Raw genomic sequence first — 19,201 nt, forward strand, 5'->3', positions numbered from 1 at the left:
GTAGAAATTCAGGAGGGACAACAATGCAAATACGCGACATGGGGGTTTTAGCTGCAGTTATTATGGTTGTAGCAATGCTCATCATCCCTCTCCCACATTGGTTATTAAGTTTTTTAATTATTGTTAATATTACACTTGCATTATTAGTGTTATTAACAGCAATGAATATGAAAGAAGCGTTAGACTTCTCGATTTTCCCAACAGTTATTCTATTATTAACGCTGTTCCGTTTAGCGTTATCCGTTTCGACTACGCGTGCCATCTTAGCAGAAGGGGATGCAGGTAAAGTAGTTGAAACGTTTGGTAATTTCGTAACGGGCGGAAATATATTAGTCGGTCTCGTAATCTTCCTACTACTTGTTATTATTCAGTTTATCGTTATTACAAAGGGTTCGGAGCGTGTTGCTGAGGTAGCTGCACGTTTCACATTAGATGCGATGCCTGGTAAACAAATGAGTATTGATGCTGATTTAAATGCCGGTATCATTTCGGAAAAGGAAGCACGTGAACGCCGTGAAAAAGTATCTGGTGAAGCAGACTTTTATGGAGCGATGGACGGGGCAACCAAATTCGTTAAAGGGGATGCCATTGCATCGATTATCATGGTAGGAATTAACTTACTATTCGGTATGATTATTGGGATGATGCAAATGGAGTTAAGCTTTGGCGAAGCGGCTTCTAAATATTCGATGTTAACAGTCGGTGATGGTCTCGTATCACAAATTCCAGCACTTTTAATTTCGACTGCTACGGGTATCGTCGTAACGCGTGCGGCCTCAAAAGGGAATTTGGGCGCAGACATTACCGAGCAGCTATTTGCACAATCTAAACTATTATATGTAGCCGGTGCCACGATTTTCTTATTAGGTTTATTTACACCAATTCCAGATTGGATTACCATTCCAATTGCGCTTGCATTAGCGGTTGGTGCGTACTTAATGGATAATAAAAAAGTCGAAACACCAGAAGAAATTATGGAAATCGAAGAAGAAGTGGCAAGCGATACGATGAAAAGTCCAGAGAATGTTATTAATTTATTAAATGTTGATCCAATTGAATTTGAATTTGGCTATGGGCTAATTCCATTAGTAGATGCAGCACAGGGCGGGGACTTACTGGACCGAGTTGTTATGATTCGACGTCAGTTAGCGCTAGAGCTAGGGATTGTCATTCCAATCGTGCGTATTCGAGATAATATTCAGCTACAACCAAATGAATACCGCATCAAAATAAAAGGAAATGAAATGGCGCGTGGCGAACTATTACTAGATCATTACTTAGCTATGAGCCCTGGTGATGATGATTCGATTGACGGTATTGATACAATTGAACCTTCATTTGGTCTTCCTGCGAAATGGATTACAGAGGAAGTCAAAGAGGATGCCGAAATGTATGGTTATACCGTTGTTGACCCTCCAAGTGTTGTCTCAACACACTTAACAGAAATTATCCGTGCTAATGCACATGAGCTATTAGGTCGTCAAGAAACGAAGCAATTAATCGATCACTTACGCGAAACGCATGCGATTTTGGTGGACGATTTAATTCCAACACCGCTTTCAATTGGGGAAGTGCAAAAGGTATTGGCTAAATTATTGCGTGAAAATGTATCTGTCCGTAATTTACCGATTATTTTCGAAACGTTGGCGGATTATGCAAAATTAACAAGCGATACCGATATTTTAACGGAGTATGTGCGTCAGTCTTTAGCGCGTCAAATTACATCACAATATGTTGCTGGTCAACCGGCCTTAAAGGTTATTACGGTTTCAGCAAAAGTCGAAAAGTTAATTGCTGATAGCATTCAGCAAACGGATCACGGGAATTATTTAGCGATGGACCCTCAAGAATCGCAGTTTGTACTAGAGGGTATTGCAAAAGAGGTAGAGCGCATTTCGTATATGGAGCAATCACCGATCATTCTGTGCTCACCAGGTGTGCGTATGTACTTAAGACAATTAACCGAGCGTTATTTCCCTCAAGTTCCGATACTATCGTATAATGAGCTTGATGCAGCAGTTGAAATTCAAAGTGTAGGGGTGGTGAATGTTGAATGAAGATGAAGAAATATAATGCGCCCTCTATAGCGGAGGCGATGAAGCAAATTCGTGCAGAATTAGGTGACGATGCCGTTATTTTAAATTCGAAGGTTGTGGTCACGAAAAAGTTTTTAGGTTTAGTGAAAAACAAAAGCTATGAAGTAGTAGCGGGCTATGACCGTGACGAAAAAAAGCCGATGATGCCATCTTTACCAGACATCCCATCTTTTAAAACAAATGATAAAGAAGAAATTTATATACCAAGTCAGCCAATGATTCAACCTGAGAAGCCTGCTTTAGCGAAGGCTCCTCAGGTCAACTCATCTTTACCAGATAATTTGGCGAAAGAAATTGCGGATTTAAAAGCTATCATGCAATCTATGCAGCGCATGTCGACACAATCTCAATATCCAGATGAACTCTTACCATTTGTCGATTTTTTAAAACAGCAGGAACTTGGCGAGGAGCTTATCACAGCAATTAGTGATGAGCTTTTTATGCATTATAAAACGAATGACAATGCTATTACATGGGATGAAATGCAAACCATTGCCAAAGACTTTTTACGTAAAGAGCTCTATGCATTGCCGATTAGCGGATTGTCCTACGAAAAGAAGTACATTAATGTTTTAGGTCCTACAGGTGTGGGAAAAACGACGACCATTGCGAAAATGGCGGCACGCTCTGTATTAGAGAAGAAAAAGAAAATCGGCTTCATTACAACCGATACCTATCGGATTGCGGCAATTGAACAACTAAAGACCTATGCAGCATTATTACAGGCACCTGTGGAGGTTGTTTATAATGCCGAGGATTATGCCGAGGCGATTAAAAAGCTAGCCCATTTAGATTTAATTTTTATCGACACGGCTGGGCGGAATTATCGTGAAGCAAAATATGTGAATGATTTAAAAGCGTTAATTAATTTTAATGAACAAGCAGAATCCTATTTAGTATTAGCTATCACAGCTAAGCAAAAAGACTTAGAGTCCATTATTGAACAATTTAAGAACTTAAAAATTGAGAAATTTATCTTTACAAAGCTAGATGAAACAAATTCTATTGGCACTATGTTTAATTTAATGATTAAATATAATAAAGGACTCGCTTACTATACGAATGGTCAAGAAGTACCAGAGGATATCGAACAGCCAAGTAGTGATAGTCTATTAGAGCTTTTTTTCAAGGAGCGTTTAGATGAAAGATCAAGCTGAAAAACTTCGACAAAAAATGCTTGGAAACGATGTAGGGACAGGTAGATCCATTGCCATCATTAGTGGAAAAGGTGGAGTCGGTAAAAGTAACTTTACAACGAACTTTGCCATGTTGTTGGCTAAATCAGGTAAAAAAGTAGTAATATTAGATATGGATATCGGAATGGGAAATGTACATATTTTAGTTGGAAAATCTGCGAAGTATAGTTTGAAAGATTACTTAGATGGAAATCTAGCTTTAGAGGATGTTATGTTTACGACTTCTGAAGGCATGAATTATATTTCAGGTGGCTCAGGCATGTCTTCATTAATGGATTGGTCACCAGAAGTATTCGGCCGATTACTTACAGCACTTGAAACACTTCAAAGAGATTATGACTTTGTGTTGTTTGACATGGGTGCTGGTATAGTGGATTGGTCATTAGATCTATTGACATCCCTTGACGAAATGATTGTGATTTCAACAGCAGAGCCAACATCGATTATGGATGCCTATTCCATGATGAAATTCATCCATCTAAAAGATGATTCCAAAACGTTTTATCTATTATGCAATCGGGCATTTACGATTGAAGAAGGCCAAGATACGACAAGACGTTTAAAGATGGTAATGGAGCGTTTTTTAGAAAAAGAGGTTGTTATATTAGGATCATTACCTGAAGATCCGGTAGTCCGCCAAGCAGTTCGTCAGCAATCATTGTTTACAACATTGTATCCTGATGCACCTATTTCACGAACGATGCAAAAAATTGTTCAACAATTTTTACATCATCAAGTTGAAATGGAAGAAGTGCATGCTGCTGAACAATCGAATAAATTTTTAACCAAATTAAAGAGCATCTTTTCGAAAGGTCGTGAGTAAATGGACAATGCAAAGAAAAGCAAGTTATTAGTAGTTGATGATTCGGCATTTATGCGGAAGTTAATTAGTGATTTTTTTACTGACCATTTACAAATTGAAGTTGTGGGGTCTGCGCGCAATGGGAAAGACGCAATTAAAAAAATTCAACAGCTTAATCCAGATGTGGTGACAATGGATGTTGAAATGCCGGAGATGAATGGTTTAGAAGCACTGAAGGAAATTATGATCAAATGTCCTGTACCAGTTGTCATGCTTTCGAGTACAACGCAGCAAGGTACAGAAAATACCTTAACAGCTATGGAATATGGGGCGGTAGATTTTGTAGCAAAACCAAGTGGCACAATCTCATTAGATTTACACAAAATTCAAGATGAGCTCGTACATAAAGCTGTCGAGGCTGCGAGCGTACCAATAGCAAAGCTGAAAAAGCCAATGTCTATTTCAACATCGATAACGTCAAATAAGCAAAAAACACCAGCAAAAACAGCAACGCCTACGTCAACAATCGTATCCCCAAAGCCGGCGCCCATTTTTAAGAAGCCTACGGATAAAGTTGATTGGAATAAGCATGCTAAAAAAATTATTTTAATCGGTACATCAACGGGTGGACCGCGTGCTTTACAAGAGGTAATTACCAAAATTCCTGCTGATGTGGATGCGCCAATTCTGATTGTCCAGCATATGCCAGCAGGGTTTACGAAATCACTGGCAACAAGATTAGATCAATTAAGTCAAATTCATGTAAAAGAGGCCGAACAGGGCGATATATTACAAAAGGGAACAGCTTATATTGCACCAGGTGGTTACCACTTGAAATTGCGTAAAGTCGGTTCAACTTTTGCAATTGCGCTCGATCAAGTTGAGCCACCTCGTTCGGGTCACCGTCCTTCTGTTGATGTGATGTTTGAGGATGTTAGTCAATACTCAGAATTCGATAAAGTAGCCGTAATTATGACAGGTATGGGCTATGATGGATCAAAAGGTCTTGTTGCATTAAAGAAAACAGGAAATGTAATAGCAATTGCAGAGTCAGCAGATACATGCATTGTATATGGAATGCCAAAAGCTGCCGTGGAAACGCAGCTCGTTGATGAAGTGGCAGATGTTGATGATATTGCACAATCAATTATGAAATATATGCCTTAATAAGGGGTGCCTTTTATATGGAAGTAAATCAATATTTAGAAATGTTTATTGAAGAAAGTAAAGAGCATTTACAAGCTTGTAGCGAACACTTATTAGAATTAGAAAAAAACCCAGAGAATTTAACGATTGTTGGTGAGATTTTCCGTTCTGCGCATACGTTAAAAGGGATGTCAGCTACAATGGGCTTTGAGGATCTCGCTGATTTAACACATAAAATGGAAAATGTGTTAGATGCTATCCGTAATGAAAAAATTAAAGTATCGCCAGAAATTTTAGACGTTGTTTTTGAATCAGTAGATCATTTAGAGGAAATGGTGTATGACATTGCGGATGGTGGCGATGGAAAACGCAATGTTCAAGAAACGGTAGAAAAATTAAAAAGTATCGAATCCGGTGAACCCGTTGCAGCGAAAGCACCAGCTGCCCCTGTAGCTGAAGCTCCAGTGGTATTAAACCCAGATTTAAAATTGACGTATGATGATTTTGAAAAAACGGTCATTTTACAATCTTCTGAGCAAGATTTTAACGCTTATGAAATTACAGTAACATTACGTGATGATTGCTTATTAAAAGCGGCTCGCGTATTTATGGTATTTGAAATTTTAGAGAAAAATGGGGATGTCATTAAGTCCTCACCAACAGTGGAACGATTAGAAGAAGAGCAGTTTGATAATGAATTTTATGTGGCGTTTATTTCAAAGGAGTCCGCTGAAGACTTACAAAAAATGCTGATGAAAGTATCAGAAGTAGACCGTGTTGATGTTAATGAAATTAATCAGGACGTATTTACAAGCTCTGTAGCCCCTTTAGAAGTTCAAGAAGAAGTAGCTGCAACTGTACAGGCTGCAACGGCAGAAGTCGCAGCAACACAAACACCAGCAGCACCTAAAGCAACTGCAAATAACAATAAATCTTCTAGCGGTCATGCTACAAGTAAAACCATTCGTGTTAATATCGAGCGTCTTGATATTTTAATGAATCTATTCGAAGAGCTTGCAATTGACCGTGGTCGATTATTATCAATTGCTACGGATGTGAATCATGGAGAGTTAAACGAAACCGTAGAGCGCATGAGCCGTACAATGGGCGACTTACAAAATATTGTCTTAACGATGCGAATGGTTCCGGTAGAGACTGTATTTAACCGATTCCCAAAAATGGTGCGTCAATTATCACGTGATCTAAATAAAAGAATTGCGCTTAATATTGTTGGTGCAGAAACAGAGCTTGACCGAACTGTTATCGATGAAATCGGTGACCCACTCGTTCACTTAATTCGTAACTCGGTTGACCATGGGATTGAACCCCCAGAAGTTCGTCGTGCAAAAGGGAAGCCAGAAGAAGGTACAGTAGAGCTTCGTGCCTACCATAGTGGTAACTATGTCTTCATCGAAATTGAAGACGATGGCGCAGGAATTGACCGCGATCGCGTATTGCAAAAGGCGATTTCAAAAGGTGTTGTTACGCATGAGCAATCGCTATCCATGACGGATAAGCAAATTAACGAACTAATTTTAGCATCTGGCTTCTCTACAGCAGAAGTGATTTCAGACGTATCTGGTCGTGGTGTTGGTTTAGACGTTGTAAAAACAACGATTGAATCTTTAGGCGGCAGCATTTCAATCGAGTCAACGCAGGATGTAGGTTCTGTATTCTCGATTCAATTACCATTAACATTGTCGATTATTTCAGTAATGTTAGTTGAAATTGAACGCGAAATTTATGCGATTCCATTATCATCTATTATCGAAACATCTATTATCCGTAACTCAGACATTTTAAATGCCCACAATCAAAAGGTGATTGATTTCCGTGGCAAAGTGGTGCCATTAGTATTCCTTGAAGAAATCTTTGAAGTACCACGTCAAGAGCAAAATGACGATGGATTCCATTCGGTTGTAATCGTTCGTAAAGGCGATAAATTAGCTGGCTTAGTTGTGGATTCATTTATCGGTCAGCAAGAAATTGTATTAAAATCATTAGGAAACTACTTAACAAATATTTTTGCAATTTCAGGTGCTACCATTTTAGGTAACGGTAAAGTAGCGTTAATCGTAGACTGTAACGCACTTATGAAGTAAAAAGGATAAGAGGTGTGAAAAATGACAAATGCAATCGAGCAAAAAAATGTGAAAGTCATTGTGTTTCAATTAGCAGATAAAGAATATGCCATTCCCGTTTCACATGTAAAAGGAATTGAAAAATTAATGCATATTACACGTGTGCCAAAAACGGCACGCTATGTAAAAGGTGTTATTAATTTGCGTGGGGTTGTAACGCCTGTCATTGATTTGCGTGAACGCTTTGATTTACCGATTTCAGGAAATGAAGAAACAACACGTATTATTATCATTACGTTAGAAACGATGGAAGTTGGCTTTGTTGTTGACTCGGCGAATGATGTTTTAGATATCGATACGGCATCAATTGAACAGCAGCCTGAGGTTGTAGGATCTTTAGAAGAGGAATTTATCGCAGGGGTAGCAAAATTAGATAACCGCTTATTAATTTTACTTCACTTAGATAAAGTATTAAATCCACTAGATTAACGACTAATTTTCTAGGCAAGTGTTTTGCTTGCCTAGAATCTATTAAAGTAGGGGTTAGAAATGAACTTCAATGAAAAAATCACCTCGCTTCATTTAGATGTATTAAAGGAAATAGGAAATATTGGTGCTGCCCATGCGGCGACGGCCTTATCAGATTTATTGCAAAAGAAAATCGATATGCGCGTACCAAATGTGAGAATGGTTTCTTTTAATGAGATGATGGAATTAGCAGGTGGGTCAGAGAATGTGGTTGTGGGGATTTATCTTCGTATTGAGGGCGATGTAGCAGGAAGCATGTTTTTCGTGTTACCAGTGGGGCAAGCAAATCGCTTTATTCGCCGCTTAATTCATGATGAATCATTTGATTTTAATATACCACCATATTCTGAATTAGGTTTATCGGCGATGCAGGAAATGGGGAATATTTTATCAGGCTCTTATTTATCGGCATTGTCTGATTTTACAGGGTTAAAGATTTATCCGACGGTGCCTGGCTTAAGTATTGATATGTTCGGCGCTATTATTAGTATTGGTTTAATTGAATTATCGCAAGTAAGTGATACTGTAATTGTTATTAATACATCCATTTATGAAGAAGTTATATCTGACGATGAAGCGGTTAAAGGGCATTTTTTCTTATTGCCTGAACCAGAATCTTTTGAATCGATCTTTAAAGCCTTAGGGGTGCCCACTACATGATTTTATCGAATATAAGCGATGTAATTAAAGTAGGTATAGCACAAATGGATGTAGTAAAAGTTCCTAAAACGATTCGTACGTCAGGCTTAGGGTCCTGTGTAGGGGTCGTGATTTATGATGAATCAAAGAAAATTGCCGGCATGGTCCATGTCATGTTACCTGATTCAAGTTTAGGTCGAACAGAAACTATTAATGTCGCAAAATTTGCAGATACAGGGGTCAATGCAATAGTAGAAATGCTAAAGCGTGAAGGCGCTCAAAGCTTTAAATTAAAGGCGAAAATTGCTGGCGGGGCTCAAATGTTTCAATTTACTTCGGATAAGGATTCGATGCGTATTGGACCTCGAAATGTAGAAGCTGTAAAGGCACAATTGAAAAAGTTAAATATTCCAATCGTTTCAGAAGATACGGGTGGGAATAGTGGTCGTACAATAGAGTTTAACCCTGAGACTAGTAAATTAAATGTACGAACAGTTAATCAAGGAGTGAGGGACATTTGATGTTTGGATCGCTTTTTTATAATTTCTGGGCTGCTTTATTTTCGTTCGCTGCTTATTTCATTTGGGCAATCCGTGATCCATTTGCGATGCCGTGGCCAACAATCGGTATTGCGACCGTTGCGGCAATCCTTGGGTTTGTGATCATGTTTGCTGTTCGTTACTTTATCGCCTATATTTTTTATACACCAGAAGCTTTGGTACATAATGAAACGGAATCAACAAATGAAGATGCTTCTGTTGAAGAGGAACGAAATCAACAGTTTATTCCTCAAAATAATCGGACAACAGCAGAGTTTGAAGATGAAAATACAGAAGAGGTGGCCCAAGTTGTTCGTACAATGCTACATGGGGAAGAAGCTGTTTCCCGTTAAGCAAGTTGTTTGGACATATAAACAATTCTATTTGAAATAAAGGGCATTTTGAATAAAAGGGACATTAAACAGAGCTTGTTTGGAAATCATTTTCCGGGCAAGCTCTTTTCTTATGAAATTATTGTGTCTCATTCTTCCGTCACATGTTTATTTGTAGGCTTTTTGGTATAATGATAAATAATTATGCTTACATTTCATGAGAGAGGTGGATACGAGTGACTGAACAAGGACATGCAGAAGAGCAATCACTATGGATTCGCTGGACAAAGGACAAAGATCCAGAAGCAGGCGACTTACTAATAACAAAATATAAGCCACTCGTTTCGTATCATGTGCAACGGATTGCTGTTGGAGTACCCAAAAATGTTTCGCGAGATGATTTAACAAGTCTCGGTATGATGGGCTTATTTGATGCGTTAAATAAATTTGATATAAATCGTGATTTGAAATTTGATACGTATGCATCATTCCGGGTTCGAGGTGCTATTATTGATGGGCTTCGTAAAGAGGACTGGCTGCCACGATCTGCACGTGAAAAAGCGAAAAAGCTAGATGCACAAATTGAGCAGCTTGAGCAAAAGCTGATGCGTCATGCAACACCTGAGGAGCTGGCGAATCATATGAATTTGTCGGTGGAGGAAATTTATCAAACGGTGCATGAACATTTTTTCTCCAATGTGCTATCGATTAATGAACAGCTAGATCAAGAAGAAAGCGAAGGGAAATCGTTCGTCATTCGAGATGATCACACGAAAACACCAGAACAGCATATGGTACATACAGAGTTATTAGGTGATTTAGCAGAGCAAATCCAAAAATTAAATGAAAAAGAGCAGCTCGTGATTAGCTTGTTTTACACGGAAGAAATGACGTTAACAGAAATCGGTGAAATGTTAGAGCTATCGACTTCGCGCATTTCCCAAATCCATTCGAAAGCATTGTTTAAGTTACGTAAATTATTGTCTTCGGAAATGATTAATACGTAGGAGGGATTTACGATGAGCTTAAAGGGCGTTGAGCTACAGATTGCCATTCCTAAAACATTTGATGCAGGAAAAATGGCTGATCAGCAACAGCAAAATAACATTCTTCAACAAATGCATGCTAATGATGCGCTAAAAAAAGAAATCGAACGCAAGCAATTCTCCGTCAATGAAACAGACAAAATGGATGTCGTGGACGGAGAAGATGGCGAAAACGAACAAGGGCAGTCACCTGACCAACAAAAGAAAAAAAAGCAACAGCTACAACAAAAAGCACAGCATCCGTTTAAGGGGAATCTTTTTGATTTTAGCGGCTAGGAGAACGCATGATAACCGCATTAATAATAACATTATTTGTCATTCAATTAATCACAATTTTTGTTATTGTACTGTTATTTAGTAAAATATCAAAATTTAAAGAATTAGAGATACGGCAAAATCAATTAGTAGAAGAGATGGACAATGCGATTGGTGTGTATTTAATGGAAATGAAAGAGGAAAATGATCGTCTCATTCAGGAATTAAAAACAGCGGAAGTTCGTATACCAAAACAAGTACCAGTCACATCTCAAGTGGAAACTTCACGAGCAAATGCTGTAGATGCCAAAAAAGTGTTTGCAGAGTTAGCTGAAAATAAAGTAAAAGAAGAGCCGATACTAACAGCCGTTTCAAAAGAGCGTCCAGAATTGGAACCTCGTCCATTCGTCCCCGTACAAAAGGCCGCTCATGCCTATAGCAAGCAAAAAGGACAAATAGATGATGCCCAAGAACTCGCGCAAATAGAGGCAGAGCTTTTTACAAAAAAGCCAATAGTGAAGGAAGAACTTCCATTCGAACAGCAAGTGATTGCGCATTATAAAGCAGGCAAATCAATAGAAGAAATTGCGAAAATGATGCAGCGCGGTAAAACTGAGATTGAGCTTTTAATAAAGTTTCACGCGTAAAGTAGTTGCACTTGAAAGTTAGATATGATATATTTACAAACGGTGTTAAACCAATTCACACGTATTCTGATGTAGTAAGTGGTGCTCGTGATTCACGGGTAGCTTGTTGCAGATGAAGAGTACGGAGGAAAAAAACCAAACATACTAGGAGGAAACACTCATGTCAGTAATTTCAATGAAACAATTACTTGAAGCTGGTGTACATTTCGGTCACCAAACTCGCCGTTGGAACCCAAAAATGAAGAAATATATCTTCGTTGAACGTAACGGTATCTACATTATCGATTTACAAAAAACGGTTAAAAAATTAGAAGAAGCTTACGATTTCATGCGTCAAGTTGGTCAAGACGGTGGTAAAGTTTTATTCGTTGGTACGAAAAAACAAGCACAAGAAGCGATCAAAGAAGAAGCAGAACGTTCAGGTAACTACTATATCAACCAACGTTGGTTAGGTGGTACATTAACTAACTTCGGTACAATTCAAAAACGTGTTCAACGTATGAAAAATATCGAAAAAATGGAAGAAGACGGCACTTTCGACGTACTTCCTAAAAAAGAAGTTATCCAACTTAAAAAAGAGCACGAGCGCTTAGTTAAATTCTTAGGCGGTATCCGTGATATGAAAGGGATTCCGGACGTAATGTTCGTAGTAGACCCTCGTAAAGAGCGTATCGCAGTTGCAGAAGCAATCAAATTAAACATCCCTCTAGTTGGTATCGTAGACACTAACTGTGATCCAGATGAAATCGATTACGTAATCCCTGCAAACGACGATGCTATCCGCGCTGTTAAATTATTAACTGCAAAAATGGCTGACGCTTTATTAGAAGCAAAACAAGGTGAAGAAGAAGCTCCTGTAGCTGAAGAAGCTGCAGCAGAATAATTTACTGCTAGATAAGGTGATAAGTGGATCAAACCCTTATCACCTTTTTTTGAGAAAACTTATGTGAAATCACATGAATCGTTGAAAATTCATGATTTTTCGCTTAAAGTATGAAATGAATAGAAAATAAAATTTTTCAATAGATCCTAGGAGGAAACTCAATATGGCAAACATTACTGCACAATTAGTAAAAGAATTACGTGAAAAAACGGGCGCAGGTATGATGGACTGTAAAAAAGCATTAGTTCAAACTGACGGTGACATCGATGCTGCAATCGATTTCTTACGTGAAAAAGGTTTAGCTGCTGCTGGTAAAAAAGCAGACCGTATCGCTGCTGAAGGTACAACTTTCATTTTAGAACAAGGTAACGAAGCAATTCTTATCGAAGTAAACGCTGAAACGGACTTCGTAGCGAAAAACGAACAGTTCCAAACATTAGTTTCTTCTTTAGCAGAGCAATTATTAACTGCTAAACCAGAATCAGTTGAAGCTGCTTTAGAATTAGAAAAAGACGGCGTGAAAATCGTTGACCAAATTTCTACAGCTACAGCTACAATCGGCGAAAAAATCTCTTTACGTCGTTTCGAAATTAAAACAAAAACTGATGCAGATGCATTTGGTGCTTACTTACACATGGGCGGTCGTATCGGTGTATTAGTAGTTCTTGAAGGTTCTACTGACGCTGCTGCTGCAAAAGACGTTGCAATGCACATCGCTGCAATCAACCCAACTTACGTATCTCGTGACGAAGTTTCTGCTGAAGAAGTTGAACATGAGCGTAAAGTATTAACGGAACAAGCGTTAAACGAAGGTAAACCAGAAAACATCGTAGCGAAAATGGTAGAAGGCCGTCTTGGTAAATACTTTGAAGACGTTTGCTTATTAGACCAAACTTTCGTTAAAAACTCAGATCAAAAAGTACGTGACTTCGTAAAATCTACTGGCGGTAACGTAACTGCATTCTCTCGTTATGCTGTAGGTGAAGGTATCGAAAAACGTGAAGATAACTTCGCGGAAGAAGTAATGAGCCAAGTAAAAGGTAATAACTAATTTTAATATCACTTAAATTCCTTTTAATTTAAGTAAACAAGTAGGGAGCACCATTTGCGTGTTCCCTATTTTTACAAAAAATTGTCATTAATAGATAAAAATAAGATCATCAATTGAAGTTAATATACCGTTGTTTGAAATGAAAGCATTCGCTGTCGTCGAGAATAACATTTATTATGTCAATTAGTGAAATACTATACATATGAAAGTATGGTTTAGTATTTCCTTTTAAATAAATGAATAACGGAGGTTTACTATGAGTGTGTCAAAATACAAGCGAGTAGTAATTAAACTGAGTGGAGAAGCATTAGCTGGAGAATTAGGCTTTGGCTTCTCACCAGAAGTGATTAAATCAATCGCAGCAGAGATTAAAGATGTCATTGATTTAGGTGTTGAAGTAGCATTAGTTGTTGGAGGCGGGAATATTTGGCGCGGTAAAATCGGCGCTGAAATGGGTATGGAGCGTGCCAATGCCGATTATATGGGGATGTTAGGAACAGTGATGAATGCATTAGCGTTGCAGGATTCATTAGAAAACCTAGGTGTTCCGACACGTGTTCAATCATCTATCGTGATGACACAAGTGGCAGAGCCATATATTCGTCGAAAAGCAGTGCGTCATCTAGAAAAATCACGCGTTGTGATTTTCGCAGCAGGTACTGGTAACCCGTACTTCTCTACAGATACAACAGCTGCTTTACGTGCAGCAGAAATCAATGCAGATGCGATTTTAATGGCGAAAAACAATGTGGACGGTGTATATTCTGCCGATCCTAAATTAGATCCAACAGCAGTAAAGTATGACACACTTACGTATTTAGACGTTATTCAACAAGGCTTACAAGTAATGGATTCAACAGCTTCAACATTATGTATGGATAATGATATTAAGCTTGTCGTATTCAACTTATCAGAGTCAGGTAATATTAAACGTGCCGTAATGGGCGAAAAAATTGGAACAGTTGTTAGGAGAGATGCATAATGGCTAAGCAAGTATTAGATCAAGCACAAGAAAAAATGACAAAATCGATTGCTGCTTTCTCACGTGAGTTAGCATCAATTCGTGCGGGCGTAGCGAACGCTTCATTATTAGACCGTATTTCTGTAGAATATTACGGTGCACCAACACCAGTTAACCAAATGGCGGGTGTATCAGTACCGGAAGCACGTCTATTAGTAATCCAACCATATGATAAATCAATTTTAGGTGAAATTGAAAAAGCGATTATGCGTTCGGATATCGGTATTACACCGACAAACGACGGAAACGTAATCCGTTTAGCGATCCCTGCTTTAACAGAAGAACGTCGTAAAGATCTTGTGAAACAAGTGAAGAAGGAATCAGAAGAAGCAAAAGTTGCTGTACGTAACGTGCGTCGTGATGCAAACGATGATCTGAAAAAATTAGAGAAAAATGGTGAAATCACAGAAGACGAATTACGTGGCTTCGGTGAAGATATCCAAAAATTAACGGATAATGCCATTGTGAAAATTGAAGAGTTAGTAAAAGAAAAAGAAAAAGAAATTTTAACAGTTTAATCTTTATGATTTCATTTCGCGCTATTGAAAAGTAGCACGAAAAATTTTTAAAGAAATGATGAACTTTAAATGGATTGAAAACGTCCTGCTAGTTAGGACGTTTTTTTACTAATTTTTCGTACTAATATTAAATACAGTTGAATAGAAAAAGATTATAAAGAAAATTGAGTAAACGATTAAGTTCATGAATCTTTGAAGGACATGCAGTTGCTTTTTTGATATGATAAAAGGGATGTATATGTGTAGTTCGATTTGTGCAGTTGGGGGAATTAACTATGTTTAAAAAACTTTTTGGGAAAAATTCGAATACAGGGCAGCCATCTAATGATGAAAGTATGGACTTAGTTAAGGGCGAAGAAGTTCCTACCCATATTGCAATAATCATGGACGGAAATGGTCGCTGGGCGAAAAAACGAGCACTACCTCGTGTTGCTGGACACCATGAAGGCATGCAGACCATACGGAAAATTACGCGTTCTGCTTGTGATTTAGGGATTAAGGTGTTAACGCTCTATGCATTTTCAACAGAAAACTGGAAGCGCCCTAAATCAGAAGTAGAATTTTTAATGCGCCTACCTGAACAATTTTTAAATTCATTTTTACCAGAGCTAATGGAGCGTAATATTCGAGTTGAAATGATCGGTGTTATGGATACATTGCCAGATTATACGCAACGTGCGCTAACAAATGCGATGGAAGCAACAAAGAACAATACAGGGCTTGTATTGAATTTCGCTATGAATTACGGGGGACGAGCAGAAATTGTCATGGCAATGCAGAGATTAATGAAAGATGTAGAAGCGGGTACACTAACAATTGATGAACTATCAGAACAGCATATTTCACAGCATATTATGACAGCTCATTTACCAGAACCAGATTTATTGATTCGAACGAGTGGTGAAGTGAGAATTAGTAACTTTATGCTATGGCAGCTTGCGTATACGGAGTTTTGGTTTACGGATACACATTGGCCTGATTTCGATGAGGCCTGTTTGAAAGAAGCAATTTTAGTGTATCAAAACCGTAATCGTCGTTATGGTGGGCTGAAAGGAGAAGGAACAAATTGAAGCAACGCATTATTACAGGCGTAATAGCAGCGGCATTATTCATCCCATTTGTTGTATATGGTGGTGCTCCGTTTGCAGTATTAATTAGCATCTTAGCAGTCATTGGATTTTATGAATTGTTAAAGATGCGAGGAATTTCAATTTTTTCTGTACCAGGAATAATAGGAGTAGTAGCATTAGTCATGCTTGTCATTCCGAATGACTGGTCAAGTGAAGTAGTGAAATTCTTCAATTATGAGTCAAATTTGATGATTATTTATGCGATTTCAACGCTATTATTAATTTATATTGTCCTTGTAAAAAATAAAATAACATTTGATGAAATAGGCTTTATTTTATTGGGCGCATTCTATGTAGGACTGGGCTTCCATTACTTTATTGAAACACGCTTTGATGGTTTAGATTATGTTATTTTCATTTTATTAGTTGTATGGACGACAGATTCGGGTGCTTATTTTGTAGGGCGTAAGTTGGGGAAAAATAAACTTTGGCCAGAAATTTCACCTAAGAAAACAATTGAAGGCTCTGTTGGAGGCATTGTGATTGCTGTAATTTTTGCAGTGATGATGCAATGGATTTATCCATTTGCTTCAAGCTGGACACAATTAATTGTCGTAACGATTGTTGCTTCCATCATTGGTCAAATGGGTGACTTAGTAGAATCAGCCATTAAGCGTCATTATGGTGTAAAGGATTCAGGCACTATTTTACCTGGTCACGGCGGGATTTTAGACCGTTTTGATAGTTTATTGTTTGCAGTACCTTTACTTCATTTTGTTCATTTCGTTTGATGTGAGATTAGACAAACATTTATAATGCAAGCGACTTAGATTTGCTTATAAGGATTTTAGAGGGGAAGTATTTATTGTGAAAAAAATTAGTTTATTAGGTGCGACCGGTTCGATTGGTTGGCAGACATTTGATATATTATTAGCGCAGCCACAAGAATTCAAGCTTGTGGCCTTTTCTGCCGGACAAAATATAGAAAAGTCTCGGGAGATTATCGAAAAGCTACAGCCAGAGCTTGTATCTATGCAAACGGAAGAAGCGGCATTCTCTTTACAACAAGATTATCCGCATATTTCCTTTACATATGGTGAAAAAGGCTTGGTGGAAGTGGCAACCCATCCGGATTCTACGGTGCTTGTCAATGCGGTATTAGGCAGTGTAGGGTTAGAATCAACACTAGCAGCGATTCGCATGGGCAAAACGATTGCTATTGCCAATAAAGAAACATTGGTAACAGCAGGGCATTTAGTAATGGCTGAGGCCAAAAAATACAACGCAACGATTTTACCGGTGGATAGTGAGCATTCGGCAATTTTTCAATCGATGAACGGTGAAAATAAAAAGCGCATTGAACGACTAATTTTAACGGCATCGGGTGGTTCATTCCGCGATAAAACGCGTGCAGAGCTGGAAGGTGTAACCGTAAAGGATGCTTTAAATCACCCGAACTGGTCGATGGGTGCTAAAATCACAATTGATTCCGCAACGATGATGAATAAAGGGCTAGAAGTAATTGAAGCGCATGTATTATTTGATATGCCGTATGACAAAGTTGATGTCGTATTACACCGTGAGAGCATAATTCACTCAATGGTCGAATATGAAGATACAAGTGTCATTGCCCAGCTTGGTACGCCAGATATGCGTGTGCCCATTCAATATGCGCTTAGCTATCCAGATCGTTTGCCATTAAAAAATGGGCAACGTTTAAATTTAGCGCAAATTGGTCAGCTGCATTTTAAAGAGGTTGATTTTGACCGTTTCCGTGCGTTAAAGCTTGCCTATGATGCTGGAAGAATGGGCGGTACGATTTTAACGGCAATGAATGCAGCAAATGAGGCGGCTGTTGCACTATTTTTACAAGAGAAAATTACATTTTTACAAATTGAAGAATGTATTGAGCGTGTGATGAATAGTCATAACAATATCATCATGCCAGATTTGCAAACGATTTTACATGTAGATAGTGAGACGAGAAAAACCGTTGCAAGCATGGTAAAATAGTAAAGATGAAAGGTAGCTATGTGAACGAGGCATAGCGCCATTTGAAGGTGGGGTATTATGGAAACAGTTATTGCCTTTATTTTAATCTTTGGCTCGCTTGTATTTTTCCATGAGCTAGGTCACTTTATTTTTGCGAAACGCGCGGGTATTATGGTGCGTGAATTTGCAATCGGGATGGGACCGAAAATCTTTGGTATGACGAAGGGTGAAACCATTTATACACTACGTCTATTACCAATCGGTGGATATGTACGCATGGCCGGTGAAGATACGGATACGGTCGAATTACAGCCGGGCTATCGCGTAGCCTTAGTAACAAACGAAGAGAATGTTGTTGAAAAAATTGTATTAAATCAAAAAGCACAATATCAAAATGTCGTGTTTTTAGAAGTTGAAAAAGCAGATTTAGAGCGTGAACTTTGGATTGAAGGCTATGATGAAGAAGACAAGCTTGTGCGTTTTAATGTGTCGCGTACAGCGATGATTGTCGAAAACGGTATAGAGCAAATGATTGCACCTTATGATCGCCAATTTAACTCCAAATCAGTTGGTGCGCGTGCGATGGCGATTTTTGCAGGTCCGTTATTTAACTTTATTTTAGCGTTCTTTATTTTCTTAGTAATTGGGTTAATTCAAGGCGTGCCTGTGGATGAACCGATTATCGGAAGTGTACTTGACGATAAACCTGCTAGTGTAGCGGGATTACAAGACGGTGATCTCGTAACGAAGGTTAATGGTGTCGCGATTTCGACTTGGGGGGAGCTTTCAGAGCAAATCCAAACGAATCCCGAGAAAGCTATTACGTTAGATGTGAAGCATGAGGATGGTACTTCTGCAACGCTAGAAGTGACTCCAACTGAAGCAGAGCAACCAGACGGCACAAAATATGGTCAAATCGGCATTATGCGTTCGATGGACAACAATCCGTTAAAGGCGGTCGTCTACGGAGCAGAAGAAACGTATAATATGACCATTTTAATTGGACAAATGTTAGGCAAGCTTGTTACAGGTCAATTTTCAATTGATGATTTATCAGGTCCGGTAGGCATTTATAAAGCTACTGAAACCGTTGTAACATTCGGGCTATACAATGTACTTTATTGGGCAGCGATGCTAAGTGTCAACTTAGGGATTATGAATTTACTACCATTACCAGCACTTGATGGTGGGCGTTTATTATTCTTCGCATTTGAGGCGGTGCGCGGCAAACCGATGGATCGTCAAAAAGAGGGAATGGTTCACTTTGTCGGTATCGTGCTGCTAATGATCTTAATGGTCGTTGTGACATGGAATGATATTCAACGATTTTTCTTCTAATGTAAATAGACTTTAAAATGA

General features: G+C 38.5%; 20 protein-coding genes. All 20 read left to right on the forward strand.

Annotated elements, in window-relative coordinates; genetic code table 11:
• Nucleotides 1–23: 23 nt before the first annotated feature.
• The 20 genes from flhA to rseP all read left to right on the forward strand — a co-directional run bounded on the left by flhA (nucleotide 24) and on the right by rseP (nucleotide 19,180).
• Complete coding sequence (flhA, locus tag MKX47_RS04810) at nucleotides 24–2,057, forward strand: flagellar biosynthesis protein FlhA (protein WP_340771719.1); 2,034 nt, start codon at nucleotides 24–26, stop codon at nucleotides 2,055–2,057.
• A complete protein-coding gene (flhF, locus tag MKX47_RS04815) occupies nucleotides 2,054–3,253 on the forward strand; it encodes a flagellar biosynthesis protein FlhF (RefSeq protein WP_340771721.1) in 1,200 nt (399 codons plus the stop codon). Before flhA ends, flhF begins: the two co-directional genes overlap by 4 nt.
• Nucleotides 3,237–4,115: a MinD/ParA family protein gene (locus MKX47_RS04820; protein WP_340771723.1), complete on the forward strand. Its 879-nt coding sequence runs from the start codon at nucleotides 3,237–3,239 to the stop codon at nucleotides 4,113–4,115. The genes flhF and MKX47_RS04820 overlap by 17 nt, the downstream gene beginning before the upstream one ends.
• The gene (locus tag MKX47_RS04825) at nucleotides 4,116–5,261 is read left to right on the forward strand and encodes a protein-glutamate methylesterase/protein-glutamine glutaminase (protein WP_340771725.1); all 1,146 of its coding nucleotides are present in this window, start codon (nucleotides 4,116–4,118) and stop codon (nucleotides 5,259–5,261) included.
• Between the two features lie 17 nt (nucleotides 5,262–5,278).
• Nucleotides 5,279–7,342: a chemotaxis protein CheA gene (locus tag MKX47_RS04830; protein WP_340771727.1), complete on the forward strand. Its 2,064-nt coding sequence runs from the start codon at nucleotides 5,279–5,281 to the stop codon at nucleotides 7,340–7,342.
• A gap of 21 nt (nucleotides 7,343–7,363) precedes the next feature.
• Nucleotides 7,364–7,810, forward strand: coding sequence for a chemotaxis protein CheW (locus MKX47_RS04835; protein WP_340771728.1), 447 nt, complete (start codon nucleotides 7,364–7,366; stop codon nucleotides 7,808–7,810).
• A gap of 60 nt (nucleotides 7,811–7,870) precedes the next feature.
• Nucleotides 7,871–8,509 (forward strand): chemotaxis protein CheC, encoded by a 639-nt coding sequence (locus tag MKX47_RS04840; RefSeq protein WP_340771731.1) that lies wholly within the window; start codon nucleotides 7,871–7,873, stop codon nucleotides 8,507–8,509.
• Nucleotides 8,506–9,009: a chemotaxis protein CheD gene (locus MKX47_RS04845; protein WP_340771734.1), complete on the forward strand. Its 504-nt coding sequence runs from the start codon at nucleotides 8,506–8,508 to the stop codon at nucleotides 9,007–9,009. Before MKX47_RS04840 ends, MKX47_RS04845 begins: the two co-directional genes overlap by 4 nt.
• On the forward strand, nucleotides 9,009–9,380 hold the full coding sequence (locus MKX47_RS04850; protein WP_340771736.1) for a multidrug transporter: 372 nt from the start codon (nucleotides 9,009–9,011) through the stop codon (nucleotides 9,378–9,380). The genes MKX47_RS04845 and MKX47_RS04850 overlap by 1 nt, the downstream gene beginning before the upstream one ends.
• Before the next feature lie 215 nt (nucleotides 9,381–9,595).
• Nucleotides 9,596–10,366 (forward strand): FliA/WhiG family RNA polymerase sigma factor, encoded by a 771-nt coding sequence (locus MKX47_RS04855; protein WP_340771738.1) that lies wholly within the window; start codon nucleotides 9,596–9,598, stop codon nucleotides 10,364–10,366.
• 12 nt (nucleotides 10,367–10,378) lie between these two features.
• Nucleotides 10,379–10,681, forward strand: a complete 303-nt coding sequence (locus tag MKX47_RS04860; protein ID WP_340771741.1) for an RNA polymerase subunit sigma — start codon at nucleotides 10,379–10,381, stop codon at nucleotides 10,679–10,681.
• Between the two features lie 8 nt (nucleotides 10,682–10,689).
• The gene (locus tag MKX47_RS04865; RefSeq protein ID WP_340771743.1) at nucleotides 10,690–11,307 is read left to right on the forward strand and encodes a hypothetical protein; all 618 of its coding nucleotides are present in this window, start codon (nucleotides 10,690–10,692) and stop codon (nucleotides 11,305–11,307) included.
• Nucleotides 11,308–11,467: 160 nt separating this feature from the next.
• Entirely contained in the window at nucleotides 11,468–12,190 is a 723-nt protein-coding gene (gene rpsB / locus MKX47_RS04870) for a 30S ribosomal protein S2 (protein WP_340771744.1), read from the forward strand.
• Nucleotides 12,191–12,353: 163 nt separating this feature from the next.
• The gene (gene tsf / locus MKX47_RS04875) at nucleotides 12,354–13,241 is read left to right on the forward strand and encodes a translation elongation factor Ts (RefSeq protein ID WP_340771746.1); all 888 of its coding nucleotides are present in this window, start codon (nucleotides 12,354–12,356) and stop codon (nucleotides 13,239–13,241) included.
• 256 nt (nucleotides 13,242–13,497) lie between these two features.
• Nucleotides 13,498–14,223, forward strand: a complete 726-nt coding sequence (pyrH, locus tag MKX47_RS04880; RefSeq protein ID WP_340771747.1) for a UMP kinase — start codon at nucleotides 13,498–13,500, stop codon at nucleotides 14,221–14,223.
• Complete coding sequence (gene frr, locus MKX47_RS04885) at nucleotides 14,223–14,780, forward strand: ribosome recycling factor (RefSeq protein WP_340771750.1); 558 nt, start codon at nucleotides 14,223–14,225, stop codon at nucleotides 14,778–14,780. Before pyrH ends, frr begins: the two co-directional genes overlap by 1 nt.
• Before the next feature lie 275 nt (nucleotides 14,781–15,055).
• A complete protein-coding gene (locus MKX47_RS04890; RefSeq protein ID WP_340771752.1) occupies nucleotides 15,056–15,850 on the forward strand; it encodes an isoprenyl transferase in 795 nt (264 codons plus the stop codon).
• Nucleotides 15,847–16,641 (forward strand): phosphatidate cytidylyltransferase, encoded by a 795-nt coding sequence (locus MKX47_RS04895; RefSeq protein ID WP_340771755.1) that lies wholly within the window; start codon nucleotides 15,847–15,849, stop codon nucleotides 16,639–16,641. The genes MKX47_RS04890 and MKX47_RS04895 overlap by 4 nt, the downstream gene beginning before the upstream one ends.
• A 76-nt stretch (nucleotides 16,642–16,717) precedes the next feature.
• On the forward strand, nucleotides 16,718–17,863 hold the full coding sequence (gene dxr, locus MKX47_RS04900; RefSeq protein ID WP_340771758.1) for a 1-deoxy-D-xylulose-5-phosphate reductoisomerase: 1,146 nt from the start codon (nucleotides 16,718–16,720) through the stop codon (nucleotides 17,861–17,863).
• 57 nt (nucleotides 17,864–17,920) lie between these two features.
• Nucleotides 17,921–19,180, forward strand: coding sequence for an RIP metalloprotease RseP (gene rseP / locus MKX47_RS04905; protein ID WP_340771761.1), 1,260 nt, complete (start codon nucleotides 17,921–17,923; stop codon nucleotides 19,178–19,180).
• The last annotated feature ends 21 nt before the right edge of the window (nucleotides 19,181–19,201 follow it).

Origin of the sequence: Solibacillus sp. FSL R7-0668 (genome assembly GCF_038006205.1) — a bacterium.
GTDB lineage: Bacteria > Bacillota > Bacilli > Bacillales_A > Planococcaceae > Solibacillus.